At 38.3% G+C, this 12,812-nt stretch carries 12 protein-coding genes; 3 read left to right on the forward strand and 9 right to left on the reverse strand.

Annotation, left to right across the window (positions count from 1 at the left end):
* Positions 1 to 143: 143 nt before the first annotated feature.
* The 4 genes from ACS8MM_RS01875 to rlmD all read right to left on the reverse strand — a co-directional run bounded on the left by ACS8MM_RS01875 (position 144) and on the right by rlmD (position 3,141).
* Positions 144 to 362, reverse strand: a complete 219-nt coding sequence (locus ACS8MM_RS01875) for a hypothetical protein (protein WP_379712451.1) — start codon at positions 360 to 362, stop codon at positions 144 to 146.
* Positions 363 to 437: 75 nt separating this feature from the next.
* Positions 438 to 1,211, reverse strand: coding sequence for a DUF6048 family protein (locus ACS8MM_RS01880; RefSeq protein ID WP_379712453.1), 774 nt, complete (start codon positions 1,209 to 1,211; stop codon positions 438 to 440).
* The gene (locus ACS8MM_RS01885; protein WP_379712455.1) at positions 1,183 to 1,719 is read right to left on the reverse strand and encodes a DUF6452 family protein; all 537 of its coding nucleotides are present in this window, start codon (positions 1,717 to 1,719) and stop codon (positions 1,183 to 1,185) included. The genes ACS8MM_RS01880 and ACS8MM_RS01885 overlap by 29 nt, the downstream gene beginning before the upstream one ends.
* Positions 1,720 to 1,728: 9 nt before the next feature.
* Positions 1,729 to 3,141, reverse strand: a complete 1,413-nt coding sequence (gene rlmD / locus ACS8MM_RS01890) for a 23S rRNA (uracil(1939)-C(5))-methyltransferase RlmD (protein WP_379712457.1) — start codon at positions 3,139 to 3,141, stop codon at positions 1,729 to 1,731.
* Between the two features lie 167 nt (positions 3,142 to 3,308).
* Between rlmD and ACS8MM_RS01895 the strand changes: the two genes are divergently transcribed.
* The 3 genes from ACS8MM_RS01895 (at position 3,309) to ACS8MM_RS01905 (ending at position 5,532) form a co-directional block, all read left to right on the forward strand.
* Positions 3,309 to 4,028, forward strand: coding sequence for a hypothetical protein (locus tag ACS8MM_RS01895; protein ID WP_379712459.1), 720 nt, complete (start codon positions 3,309 to 3,311; stop codon positions 4,026 to 4,028).
* A gap of 104 nt (positions 4,029 to 4,132) precedes the next feature.
* Entirely contained in the window at positions 4,133 to 4,981 is an 849-nt protein-coding gene (locus ACS8MM_RS01900; RefSeq protein ID WP_379712461.1) for a tetratricopeptide repeat protein, read from the forward strand.
* Positions 4,978 to 5,532: a DUF1697 domain-containing protein gene (locus ACS8MM_RS01905; RefSeq protein WP_379712463.1), complete on the forward strand. Its 555-nt coding sequence runs from the start codon at positions 4,978 to 4,980 to the stop codon at positions 5,530 to 5,532. Before ACS8MM_RS01900 ends, ACS8MM_RS01905 begins: the two co-directional genes overlap by 4 nt.
* On the opposite strand, the gene ACS8MM_RS01910 is transcribed toward ACS8MM_RS01905, so the two are convergent.
* Genes ACS8MM_RS01910 through ACS8MM_RS01930 form a run of 5 tightly spaced genes read right to left on the reverse strand, consistent with a single transcriptional unit; the run spans position 5,524 to position 12,809 of the window.
* Complete coding sequence (locus ACS8MM_RS01910; protein ID WP_379712465.1) at positions 5,524 to 7,329, reverse strand: IucA/IucC family protein; 1,806 nt, start codon at positions 7,327 to 7,329, stop codon at positions 5,524 to 5,526. The two genes, ACS8MM_RS01905 and ACS8MM_RS01910, sit on opposite strands and share 9 nt — an antisense overlap.
* A complete protein-coding gene (locus tag ACS8MM_RS01915) occupies positions 7,326 to 7,916 on the reverse strand; it encodes a GNAT family N-acetyltransferase (protein WP_379712467.1) in 591 nt (196 codons plus the stop codon). The genes ACS8MM_RS01910 and ACS8MM_RS01915 overlap by 4 nt, the downstream gene beginning before the upstream one ends.
* The gene (locus tag ACS8MM_RS01920) at positions 7,913 to 10,351 is read right to left on the reverse strand and encodes a GNAT family N-acetyltransferase (protein ID WP_379712469.1); all 2,439 of its coding nucleotides are present in this window, start codon (positions 10,349 to 10,351) and stop codon (positions 7,913 to 7,915) included. The genes ACS8MM_RS01915 and ACS8MM_RS01920 overlap by 4 nt, the downstream gene beginning before the upstream one ends.
* Before the next feature lie 18 nt (positions 10,352 to 10,369).
* Complete coding sequence (locus ACS8MM_RS01925) at positions 10,370 to 11,470, reverse strand: heparan-alpha-glucosaminide N-acetyltransferase domain-containing protein (RefSeq protein WP_379712471.1); 1,101 nt, start codon at positions 11,468 to 11,470, stop codon at positions 10,370 to 10,372.
* Positions 11,471 to 11,477: 7 nt separating this feature from the next.
* Entirely contained in the window at positions 11,478 to 12,809 is a 1,332-nt protein-coding gene (locus ACS8MM_RS01930) for a lysine N(6)-hydroxylase/L-ornithine N(5)-oxygenase family protein (RefSeq protein WP_379712473.1), read from the reverse strand.
* Between the last annotated feature and the right edge of the window lie 3 nt (positions 12,810 to 12,812).

A 12,812-nucleotide genomic window follows, 5' to 3' on the forward strand; every position in this document is an offset into this window, starting at 1 on the left:
AGCCACATTAGTTGTGGCTTTTTTTGTTATTTCCGAGGCTTACTTTTTTTGATCAAGGCTTACTTCGCTTGTTCGAAGGCTTACTTTGTTTGTTCCAAGCCTTACTTCGCTTGTTCCAAGGCTTACTTTTCTTCATCCAAGCCTTACTTTACTTGTTCCAAGTCATTTTGCCGTTGACCCAAGCCATTTTGCAGTTGACCCAAGGCGTTTTTCACTTGACCTAAGGCATTTTGCCGTTGACCCAAGGCGTTTTGCACTCGGTCTAAGCCATTTTGCAGTTGGTCTAAGGCGTTTTGCAGTTGGTCTAAGCCATTTTGCATTCGGTCTAAGCCATTTTTCACTTGACCTAAGCTAATTTTCACTTGACCTAAGGCATTTTGCAGTTGGTCTAAGCCATTTTGCAGTTGACCTAAGACGTTCTACACTAGACGTAAAGCTTACTTTTTGGCTTTAGGAGCTGTTTTTTGGGGTTTCGTGCTCGTTTTTGTTGTCTTTTTATAGATTGGAATCGAATATGTTAGGGTGTAATTCCATCCCACACCGAATTTTCCATCGTAGGTACGATTATAGCCCGGTATATAAAGATTATCGAAATTGTCCGGTTTTTTATCGGTAACCAAATAATTCATACGCACACTGAATCCGGCGTAGAAGTTCTTGAAAAGTTCTGCTTTCATACCCGCTACGACTTCGGTCCAATGGGCAGACAGCCCCTCGTATTTTTTTCCTGCAATCACATCGGAATTAGGAGGGAAGTAGCCCGAAGGATCATAGATTTTATAACTATTAAGTTCTTGGCTAAAAGAGCTCACCCCATAGCGAAATCCCAGGTGGATTGAGTTTTGCATATCGAGCCAGTTTTGGTAGAAGTTCCATTCCGGACCCACTTTCAGGTAGCTTCCTTTCGTTGTAAAATTCAGGCGATCGTCGTCGGTGGTTTTATTTTCGTTTCCTAATTCGGCCGCAAGGTACATTTTTTTGGTTACGCGAAAATCACCCACCAATTCTAGGCCTTTATAGTCTTTATCGTAGAGGCTACGAGCTAATTTGGAAAGATCGGCCCCGATACGCAAACCGTATTTTTCGGTTTTCACCACCGAATCATTGGCATTGGTTTTCGGTTGTTCTTTTTTGGTAGCGTCCTGTGCAACACCTGCTACAGTACAAAAAAGGAATAACAGGTTAAAAATAGATTTTGACATGGACTTCATTTTCGTTGGCAATAGTATTGGTTTGTACCGTAATTTCTTCAATCCAGTTGAGCGCGTCCGGGTTGAGTACCATTCCGTTGGGATTGGTGAGTTCGAATACCGTTTTGAATCCGCACGCTCTAGAAATGTACACATCTTCTCGCGTATAATTGATGTCGATACCATCGGTATTCGTTAAAGCAGTGTTCGCATTCCCCTCATTAATAATGAAAGAATACTTTACGAAATCGGCGGTAGTTTTTAAAGGCAATTGCAGTTTATTTCCGTTGAAGCGGTATTTTTCGTCACCGGTAGCATTTTCATTGAAAACGATTCCATTGGCTTCCCCATCGGCAATTACTTTTAGATCGGTTACACTTTTCAAAGCGGTAGGATTGTTATTGTCGTAAAATTCGATGATCATACGCGGTGTGGTAGGCGTACCTTCTTCGCAGATATCGTCTTTTTCACAATTCCATAGCGAGAATATAGTGGTGGCAAAAACAAGAACCAGTAACAACTTTTTCATAAAACTAGATTATCTTTTTTCTAAAAGTACAACATTTTCCACATGATGCGTTTGCGGGAACATATCTACCGGGCGCACTCGAGTTACTTTGTACATTTCATCCATTAGGGCAAGGTCACGCGCTTGTGTTGCCGAGTTACAACTCACATACACCACTTTTTCCGGAGCGATGCTCAAGATTTGTTTTACTACATCGGCGTGCATACCATCGCGGGGTGGATCAGTGATGATGACATCCGGGTGACCGTGCGCAGCGATGAAATCGTCGTTGAACACATTTTTCATGTCTCCTACAAAGAACTCACAATTGGTAATGTTATTGCGTTTTGCATTTTCTTTGGCATCAGCGATTGCTTCAGGAACCGCTTCCACACCGATTACTTTTTTCGCTTTTTTGGAAACGAATTGCGCGATAGTACCTGTTCCGGTGTATAAATCGTAAACTAGCTCGTTACCTGTTAATCCCGCGAATTCTCTTGTGATAGCGTACAGTTCGTAAGCTTGTTCCGAGTTGGTTTGGTAGAAGGATTTCGCATTGATACTGAAGTGTAATCCTTCCATTTCTTCCAAAATATAATCTCTCCCTTTGAAAAGGATGATCTCTTGATCGTAGAGTGTATCGTTTGCTTTTTGGTTGATTACGTATTGCAACGAGGTAATTTCAGGAAAACGTTCTGCTAAGAAGTTCATTACCAGTTCGATTTCTTTTTTATTGTTGTCGAAGAATTGGATTAACACCATTAACTCGCCGGTTGATGCCGTGCGAATCATTAATGTTCTTAGTAAACCTTCGTGGTTTCTCGGATTGAAAAACGACAATCCGTTCTCGTTGGCAAAGCTTCTGATTTCGTTACGGATGGCATTGGAAGGATCCTGTTGCAAGTGGCATTTTTGGATGTCTAGGATTTTATCCCACATTTTAGGGATGTGGAAACCTACGGCATTTTTATTGTCCAATTCGGCACCGCTCTCTACTTCTTCTTGTGTCATCCAGCGAGAAGACGAGAAACCGAATTCCATTTTATTGCGATAGAAAAATTGTTTTTCAGAGCCAAGGATAGGTTCGAATTCCGGCAATTCGATTTTACCGATACGTTTAAGGTTATTGAATACCTCTTGGTGTTTGTAATGCAATTGTTGGCTGTAGTTCATGTTTTGCCATTTGCAACCGCCACATACGCCGAAGTGATTACAAACCGGATCTACGCGGTGTTCTGAAAAGCTATGGAATTTGATGGCTTTTCCTTCAAAGTACGATTTACGTTTTTTAAAGGTTTGTACATCGACTACATCTCCCGGTACTACGTTCGGGATAAATATTACTTGCCCTTCCGGGGCTTTTGCTACTGAAACGCCTTTTGCACCTGCATCAAGGACTTTTACGTTTTCGAATACGACTTTCTTTGTTTGTTTTCTTCCCATGGCGCAAAGATAATAAAATGAAATACTAAAATAAGGATTGCAATTTATAAGAATTTATTCGTAACTTGTAGTAGTAAGGTTGTGGTCTGCTTAAGACAGCCTTAGAGTGCGAAAAATCTTCTGTTATTCGCCATTATTGAGTACTAATTTTTTTTAAATCCATTCGTATGCTACCATTTAAAATTAGTTTTGTTTGTGTCATGGTGTTTGGAAATATGCTTTGGGCACAAGAAAAGAAAATTGAAGGAAAAGTATTGTCTGATGGTTTTCCGGTAAAAGCCATTGAAGTCATTAACAGTCGGAATAAAAACATGGTAAAGACCAATGCCAAGGGAGAATTTAGTATTCAGGCTGCCACCAATGATGAATTGATTGTGTATTCGGAACACTTTCAGTTAAAAAAGGTCAAATTGGATGAAAAAGACTTTATGTCTAATCCTTTTCGTATTGAATTGGCCAAAAAGACGATTGAGTTGAAAGAAGTGGAAGTTAAGAAAGAAGCCGAACTGAATGTGGATGTGAGTAGTGATGCTTTGTACTATCAAAAAATAGAGAAGGAACAAGACCGACCTAAACCGATAGGTGTTTACACTGGAGAGACCGTAAATGGAATTGATTTTGTGAAGGTTGGTGAAAAGATATTGGTATTATTCAAAGATAAAAGTGAAAAGAAACGCAAGAAAGAGGCGGTCGAAGCATTTCGAAGTCATGTAGCTTCCGATTTTTCGAAGGATTTCTTTATCAATACGTTGCATTTGGAAGAGCGAGAAATCCCCGATTTTATTGATTTCTGCAGTAAAGATTTTGCATCGATACCTGTTCCTCAAAACAATACTTTGGATGTGATTGCCTTTTTGATTGAAAAAAGGAGCGAGTATAGGAAGTAGTTTTTTCGTTTGGCGTAGCCGTTCAATAGTGATTACTTGGTTTTTATTGGCTATTGGCAATAATGCTAGAAGTGAATTCGTTATTTTTGTTTAAAATTTATACGATGAAGCCAATTATCCAAGCATTTTTATTTTTTGTGATCACCTCAACCGCTGCACAAAATAATCTACTTGAGTTTAAGAATAAGATTTATGAATGTGAGAATAAATGGGTTACTTATCCTCTAAAAGAGAAAGATTCGGTTTATGCTTTGGGTTATGTTTACATCGATAGAGATGCCGGTTTTAGCTTTCATTCCGAAAAAAAATTCAAGATAGCTAAAGACGGTAAGTTTATACCGCAACCCAAAAGCAGTATCAGTAAAGTAATATCCAGAATCCAGCAATTTGATGCTATTTGTGCGGTTATTCCCGAAGCGAAATTCAAGGAATTGGGCATAACAAGCCAGCCTGTGTTTATGAAATCAATAGTTGTAGCTGATGAGTCAGAGGATTTGGTGCTAAGAGCATCACACTATAATCATATTGGTGCTAGTTTACTGGCAATTCCGCTTTTGGAAAAGGCACAGAAAATCAATCCGAATGCCAAAAACCTGTTGTATGAATTGGTTTATTCCTTTAATGATAATGGTGATTTTAAGAAAGTTATCGGTTTGCTTCAGCCTGAAATTTCAAAAGGAAATAACGATCCGTTATTTTACAAAGAATTTATTTTTGCTTTGGCCAAAGAAGGTCAATTAGAGGATGCAACAGTTGCTTTTTCCGATATGAAAAAAATAACGTCTCTCAAGCACTTGGACGATGCTTCTTATTACATAATGGAAGGTTATTTTGTCAAAAAAGACGCTGAGAAGTTCGAAGAATGGGCAAAAGAAGCACTTTCACATATTACTTCTACGAATTCACCATTACGCAAGAATATCGACGTAATGCGCAACGATTTAAAACAATGATTACACACTTAGCACTGCTTCGCGGCATTAATGTTTCCGGGCACAATATGATTAAAATGGACGATCTGAAAGGATTGTTGGAACGCATGGGATTTCAGAATGTGAGAACTTATATCCAATCCGGTAATGTATTTGTGGATAGTGAAGAAGCCCACGGGCCGACAGTTGGTTTCCGAATCAAGCAAGAAATTTTCAAAGAATGGGGTTATGATGTTCCGATTATAGTGGTTACTAAAGAAGATTTAGAAGCCTGTCAGCATAATAATCCGTATTTGAAAGAAAAAGACGCCGATACCAAAAAGCTCTATTTCACTTTTATCTCCAAAGAATTGAACGAGAACAGCATTCACGATTTGAAGATGAGTCAGGTAAAGCCAGATGAAGCCGTGATTGACAAAAACAGAATCTATGTCAAGTATGCAGTAGGAGCAGGGAAGACCCGTTTTGACCAGAAGTATATAGAGAAAAAGCTCAATGTAACGGCAACCATGCGCAATTGGAATACCGTTACCAAGCTTTTAGAAATGTACAACGAAAGCGAATTAGGTTAAGATTTCTATTGGTTGTACCGGATTTGTTAATTGGCCTACAAACTGTAAACTGTCTGTTGGTGCTGTTAAGTCCAGCATTTGTTTGTTGTTTTTCAATTGTAGGCGATTCAGGCAACACGAATCGAATGTTGTGGCAAACAAATCATATTTGTTATACAATTCCTGATATTGCGGATGTTCTTGTTGGTAGTTACTAATGCATTCCGAAACAAGATTCCAGAATTGCTTTTCCTCCAGCACTTTGTGTTCGTCTAAAATAGAAGACAGAAACCGGAAAAAGTGCTGAAAAATGTCGTTTTGAATGCATAGTGTTTTTAACTTTTCAGGCATTTCAATGTGAATGCGTTTTGCTTTTTCCGGCAAAGGCGATTTAGGGTTGAATACCATGACTTCTTCCGTAATATCTTTCATGAATACCAATTGTACCGAATGGTTTTCCAAGGCTAGAATCAGATTTTCGCCGTGCGGCATGAAAACCATTTCATGCGCGTAGAAGCAATGTAATAATGGTGCCAGATAGGCATCTAGATAATCCCTAATCCAATCATTTGCAGTGCGTTTTGAAGCTTTGATGAGATGTTTTACCAAAGGTTCGCCATTCGCATCTACGTGTAAAAGCGCCGCCATAGTCATGCATTGTTGCTTTTCATTAAGTTTGTTTAATGGACTTTCGCGCCAAAGCGTGGCTAACATTTTGTTGTGCGGAATGGCTCTTCCCAAAGGTTCAAATTGAAGATTGCGGTAACCCAAAGTGGCTATTTCACCCAATAGTGTAAAACCTTTGGATTGCAAGTAAACATCATTTTCAACAGCATTGGCTACCCATTGTGTAATACTTGGAGTACTTTCCATATAATACGGAGACAAACCCCGCATGAAGCCCATGTTGATAACAGATAGTGCGGTTTTAACGTAACAATTCTTCGGTTTACTACTATTGAAGAAAGTTCTAATCGATTGTTGAGCCGAGTAATAGTCTTTTCCATAACCTAAAGGAATTAAAAAGTGATTCGCGATATCATTGGTGAAAATCAGACTCAATTTATTGAACCATTGCCATGGATGAACAGGAAATAGATAATAGTCATTTGCATTACACCCTTTATCGGTAATGATTTTTTGAAATTGATGGAAACTATCCACATCCAATTCCTGACCGATTATTTTTTCATAAGTAATCGAATCAATGGCGCTAAATGTAGCACGACTTTTATGTCCGCCCAACCAGATCAATTGAATTGGCGCATCTGCCTCAGGCGAATAATGAGCAAAGTCCAATGCGTTGAAACCATTTTTACCGCTATTGGCAAGGAAACACGGATGTCCTTCGGTCATAGCATGTTCTATGGTTTGGTAATCGGCGGTAACTAAATCTTCCGAAGAATACTTTGCATTCGCTAATTTATAGGTAGTAGCATAAAGAGTGCTATTGATTTCTTCTAAATAGTTAGGTAACAGCGTATCACTTATATTCAATTGATCTTTAAATTCAACTATAAAATCCAATAGATTCAACGGTAAGTTTTCCCCATTCGAATTCCTTTTTTGAATACTTTGAGTGTCAATACACCAATGATTCAGCGCCTGTAATTTGGCAGAAAAGAAATAACGCGCGTTTTGGTTAGGCGTTTCCAGTTGATATCCTTTTTGCATTTCGTTGTATTCCGGAGTTATTAAAAGTTCGTGAGCGAATTCGGACAATGCCTTACGGATTAAAATACGGTTTGCATGGTTCCAAAATTCCGGGCTAAGATGTTGAATACTCTCTGTTATATGAGGTGTAACTATTGGTTTCATGATTCGATGTGTTGTAATGCTAGGTAATAATTGGTTCGAGTGCAAAATTCAAGGCGTGCTTTTTTATGGGGTAAATCGATATACTTTTGAAACACGAATCCGGCTTTTTGGTTTAAGACATGAATTTTATGATTGCGCGCATCCGGTTCTACGACAATACGTTGTACTGTTGCATCACTAAAGATAAAATCCAGTATCAAGCAAAAGACCGTCCAAGTAAAACCTTTACGAGGGTCGGAGGTAGGAGCTACCAAGATATGCATCCCTCGATCGCCGGGTTCGACGGTGTAGAATGAACCAATCAAGTCGTTTTCTGGAAGATAACTTTCCATAAGGAAAGCACGTTTCCCGTTGTGCCATCCCATGTACACCGTGGTGTGAGATACAATTCTTTCATAGGCTTCTCGCACTTCTTCAATTGAGAAACCATTCATACCCCAATAGACTGCATAGGATTGATTCACCCATTGATGAATTTCGAAGATATCGTTATTCAAATCGAACGGTCGCAATTCGAAGACACCCAATCCAGGAACAGTTTTTACGAACACCACAGGAGATGTTTCGGTTTTTACATCATTTATCATATACTTTCAGTTGGAAGGATTACCGATTTATAAGGAGCTACAGGATTTGACAATCTCCCTTGGAATTGAAGTAGTGCTACCGGATCATCGAGATCGATCATCGTTTTGTTATTGTTCAATTGCAGGCGATTTAAACAGGAGAGTTCGAAATCTGGAGCAAACAAATCGTAACGTTCAAATTTATCGGCAAGATGCGGATGCGCTTTTTGATAATCGGTGATGGATAAAGCAACCAGTTCCCAGAAGCGATTTTCATTGTAGCCTTTAGTTGTTACTAAAACAGCCGACATGAATCGGAAGAATCCGTCGAATATATCGATAAAAATTGACAGCAGTTTTACCTCTTCTGGTACTTCGGCATATATTCGGTCGATGTTTTTTGGAATTTCGACTTCAGGATTAAGAATTACCGCTTCTTCAGTAATGTCTTTTAGGAAGGAACGCACCGGAACATGATTTTCCAAACCGATAATTAAGTTTTCGCCATGCGGCATGAACACTAAATCGTATTGATAGAAACAATGCAATAACGGCGTTAAATATACTTTGAAGTATTCATACAGCCATTCATCAGTGGAGAGTGGGGACGCTTTGATGATTTCCGGTAGTAAAGCATTTCCATCAACATCAATATGCAAGAAAGCAGCCATCGTCATTAATTGTTGTCCGTTTTTTAGGTAAGCCACCGGACTTTCACGCCAGAGAGAAGCGATCATTTTGTTGTAGGGATTGTGTTTTCCGAAGCTTTCAAAATACGGATTAACATAACTTACTGAAGCCACTTCACCTAGCATTCCGAAATTAACCTGTTGCAAGTATATATCATTTCCTAAAAGCTGCGCTAACCATTCTGCCATTTCTGGTGCTGTTCCCAGGTAATACACAGGAAGCCCGCGTAAGAATCCCATATTAAGTATGGAAAGAGAAGTTTTGGTGTATAATTTTTGCGGATGACTTACATTAAAAAGCGTTCGGATTGATTGCTGCGCTTGGTACAAATCGGAACTATAGCCCAAACAGATTAATTTGCCTTTAGCTATTTCGGGAGAAAACAAATTGGCCAGTTTGTTGAACCATTGCCAAGGATGCACTGGTATGAAATAATAGTCTTTGGGTTCAGCTCCTTTACTGATTATTATTTGATTGAATTTTTCCCTTGTTGTGGCCTCTAATTCCTGTTGGATTAAAGTATCATAATCCAGTTTTTGAGTTCCGGCATATACTGTTCGGTCGCGGTGTCCGGCCAACCAAATGATTTGGAATGGATTGCCAGTTTCAGGAGTGAATGCTTTATAATCCATGCTATTGAAACCTATGCGACCGTTGTTGGCCACAAAACCAGGGTGGCCTTCCGACATGGCTTGCTCAATCGTTTGAAAATCGGCTTTTGCCAATGCATGGGCTGGTGGATTGTTTTTCACCAATTTGTAAGCACTTCCGTAAAGCGTACTGATGATTTCTTCAATATAGGATGGAATTATATCCTCGGATATTCCAATACTTTTTTTGAATTCCAGGATAAAATCTACAGCATCTATTGTAACTACTTCATTGTTTTTCCTTTTGATTATTGAATTTTCATCGATTGCCAAATGATTTAAAGCCAGTAATTGTGATTTAAAATGGTATTCGATGGATTCGTCATCAGTAATCAGTACATAATTGTTCCAATTTCCGTTTTCATTTATGATTTTGGGTGCAATTAAAAGCTCGTGAGAGAATTCACAAATGGCTTTTTTTACCAAGAGCAGATTGGCTTTGTTCCAACTCTTCGAGTCGATATGTTGAATTGCTTTTTCGGGAGTTTCTATTTGTTCGTTGTATTGCATACGAGAGTCTTTTACGTTAAATAAACCTACTTTTTTTATAAACTGTTCTCTGGTGCAGAATGCCAGTTTAGCAGTTTTATGGGGGAGTTTTATAATTTGATCCTCAACAAAACCGACTCGGTGACAGATGTCAAACATTTTCTGGTTTCGAATATCGGGTTCGACCACAATTCGTTGTACGGTAAGATCATTGAAGATGAACTTCATTATACTTGAAAAGATATGCCAAGTGAAGTTTTTCTTCGGAATTTCTGCTGGTGCGACAATTACGTGAATACCACAATCATACTCTTTGACTTGATAATAGTTTCCGATACTGTCTTTGCGAGGATCGTAGCGTTCAAGCATGAAAGAAATGGTTCCGTTCACCAATCCTATGAACACTTCTGAATGTTGTTGGATCACTTTGTATTCTTTTTTGATTTCTTCCAGATTTTTCCCAAGAAGTCCCCAATATTTGGCATAGTCACGGTTAACCCAATCATGAATTGTTATAGCGTCTGTTTCAAGTTGTAAGGGACGGAATTCTATAAGTCCAAGCTCTGGAACCGAATAGGTATACACAGTATATCTGTTCTCGTATTGTCCTATTGAATCTTTGTTCATTGTATGTTTATTTCCGGGTTATGATGAAACTAAAATTGGAGTATTTTTGGCTTTCTTCTTGAGAATTATAATTGCTTTTTGTAACCCAATTGTAAGAATGAGAAACAACGGAATTATAAGTAGCACAGTAAAAGCATCGTGTTTCCAAAATCCGAAGACATACATACCCCAATTGATAAGCGTCCACTGAATTACATACATTGATGTTACGTTCTTGCTACAAAAGGTGAATAAACGAAAGACAGGGTTTGTATTTTTTATTGCGGAAACCAATTGATGAACCAAGTAAAGGAAAATTAAATTGACGCCGATTAATACGATACAACCGCCTGGGCCTAAATGATAATAATCTCCGAAGTGGTATTCTGGATTAATCAAATTGAATACTCCGCCAAGAATTAGGAAACCCATTCCAAGAAAGGCCATTTTGTTGAAGAAAATGTTTTGGTTTTGATTGAGTTCTTTAAACCATCTTCCAAAAAACATTCCTATTAAAATGAAAGCGCTCCAAGGAAATACAGGAAAATAGACATTGAACTGGTTGCTGAATAATAAGTCAAAAAGATAACTTATCACAGGAATTGCAATAGTAAGGCCACTGAATTCTTTAGATACAGTAAGTATAATCAAAGCGGTTATCAATGGAATCCATTTGTTGTTGCTGTAATGGTTGATTATTGCCATTATGAAAAGCGTTATTCCCGCCAATTGCAAAATATCTCCAAGAAGTAAGAAAAACACAGCCGATTCAAGAGTTTGAGATGTTAATCCATAGGCTTTTACAAATGCAGTGGGCAATCCACCAAAGACATATTCAGGAACGAGAAATTTTAATATATTCATCCCATAGCCAACGCTTAAAATATATACCGCTCTTTTACAGACTGCAGTAAAAGTTTGTCTTCTCGATACAACAAAAGATATTCCCATTGTAATTAAAAACATTGGAGTTCCTCGTCCTAGCCAGAGCGTTATGGTTCCAGCAATTGTTTTGGTTTGTGTAGGAATACTTCCGTAGATAAGCATGGTGTGTATAACTATCATCAAGAGAACACTGAGACCACGAGCAAAGTCGATGGCCTGTATTCTGGAGTTTTTATTTTTTTGAATGTTGTCCATTTTTGTATTAAGAAATGAGTTCGAATGAGTTGGAATTGATTTTTTCAGCTTCGGAAACTCCAAACTGCTGAAAAGCAATTCGTTTTTCAATTGGATAATGTTCAATTCCTGTGATTTCTTTGATGATATACGAATTGCGATAACATGCCATTCCTAAATCGGGAGTTACAAAACCATGGGTGTGTAATTCGGCATTTTGAACAAAAATTTCATTGGCATTATGATCGATGGAATAGTTGCGATGTGCGGCAAATCGACCTTTGTGATCCCAAACAATTCTTTCAGCAATACCTTGGATGAATTTTGGCATTTCATAACCGTATCCTGTTGCTAAAACAAGCGCTTCTGTAAAGTGACGGTAGTTTTGGTCTTCTTCCACTTGATGCAATTCGATTTCAAAAGTTTGGTTGTCTTCATTGAATACAGTGCCGACACAAGCCGAATTTGTTCTTAGATTTACATCAATAGCAGCAATTACTTTTTTGGAATAAATGGTATCGAATATGTTTTCTATGAGATCTTTATTGATGCCTTTGTACAGTTGTTTTTGTTCAGACAATAAAGAATCTCTTTTATCGGCAGGTAGCTTATAGAAGTAATCGACATATTCTGGTGACGTCATTTCGAGCGTTAGTTTGCTGTAATCCATCGGGAAAAAGCGAGGAGAACGAGTAATCCAGTTCAATTGGTAGTCATATGTATCGATTTCCTGTAATAAATCATAGAAAATTTCTGCAGCACTTTGACCGCTTCCCAAAACCGTAATTGATTTTTTGGTTTGTAATTGTGCTTTGTGTTGTAAGTACTGTGAGGAATGAATGGCTTTTTCTTTCAAATTTTGGCAGGATTTAGGAATATAAGGAGTTGTTCCGGTGCCTAAAACCAATTTTCGAGTAGCATAAATGATTTCAGTTTTATCTTGCGTATCGATTGTAGTTACTAAATAAATCCCGGTAGTTTCATCGTATTCGATATGAGTGACTTCGGTATTGAAAAATACATTCGGAAGTTTACTAATCGCCCATTGGCAATATTGATTGTATTCGTTACGAAGTACTAAAAAGTTCTCACGGATATAGAAAGAGTACATTTTTCCTTGTTCCTTGATGTAATTGAGGAAACTGAATTGGCTTGTTGGGTCAGCCAGAGTAACTAAATCGGCCAGAAAAGGGATTTGCAATGTAGTGTCTTGTAATAGCATGCCGGGATGCCAATTGAATTTTTCACTTTTATCAAAAAAAAGGCCGTTTACCTCTTTTAAAGGTTCGGTAAGACAAGCCAAACTTAGATTGAATGGTCCTACGCCAATAGCTATAAAGTCGTATATTTTATTTTGCATGAT

Origin of the sequence: Flavobacterium sp. MAHUQ-57, assembly GCF_051908335.1 — a bacterium.
Classification (GTDB): Bacteria; Bacteroidota; Bacteroidia; order Flavobacteriales; family Flavobacteriaceae; genus Flavobacterium.

Coding starts and splice junctions, on each gene's coding strand:
- ACS8MM_RS01880 (WP_379712453.1), bottom strand. CDS start 1,211: ATGAAGTCCATGTCAAAATCTATTTTTAACCTGTTATTCCTTTTTTGT.
- ACS8MM_RS01885 (WP_379712455.1), bottom strand. CDS start 1,719: ATGAAAAAGTTGTTACTGGTTCTTGTTTTTGCCACCACTATATTCTCG.
- rlmD (WP_379712457.1), bottom strand. CDS start 3,141: ATGGGAAGAAAACAAACAAAGAAAGTCGTATTCGAAAACGTAAAAGTC.
- ACS8MM_RS01895 (WP_379712459.1), top strand. CDS start 3,309: ATGCTACCATTTAAAATTAGTTTTGTTTGTGTCATGGTGTTTGGAAAT.
- ACS8MM_RS01900 (WP_379712461.1), top strand. CDS start 4,133: ATGAAGCCAATTATCCAAGCATTTTTATTTTTTGTGATCACCTCAACC.
- ACS8MM_RS01905 (WP_379712463.1), top strand. CDS start 4,978: ATGATTACACACTTAGCACTGCTTCGCGGCATTAATGTTTCCGGGCAC.
- ACS8MM_RS01910 (WP_379712465.1), bottom strand. CDS start 7,329: ATGAAACCAATAGTTACACCTCATATAACAGAGAGTATTCAACATCTT.
- ACS8MM_RS01915 (WP_379712467.1), bottom strand. CDS start 7,916: ATGATAAATGATGTAAAAACCGAAACATCTCCTGTGGTGTTCGTAAAA.
- ACS8MM_RS01920 (WP_379712469.1), bottom strand. CDS start 10,351: ATGAACAAAGATTCAATAGGACAATACGAGAACAGATATACTGTGTAT.
- ACS8MM_RS01925 (WP_379712471.1), bottom strand. CDS start 11,470: ATGGACAACATTCAAAAAAATAAAAACTCCAGAATACAGGCCATCGAC.
- ACS8MM_RS01930 (WP_379712473.1), bottom strand. CDS start 12,809: ATGCAAAATAAAATATACGACTTTATAGCTATTGGCGTAGGACCATTC.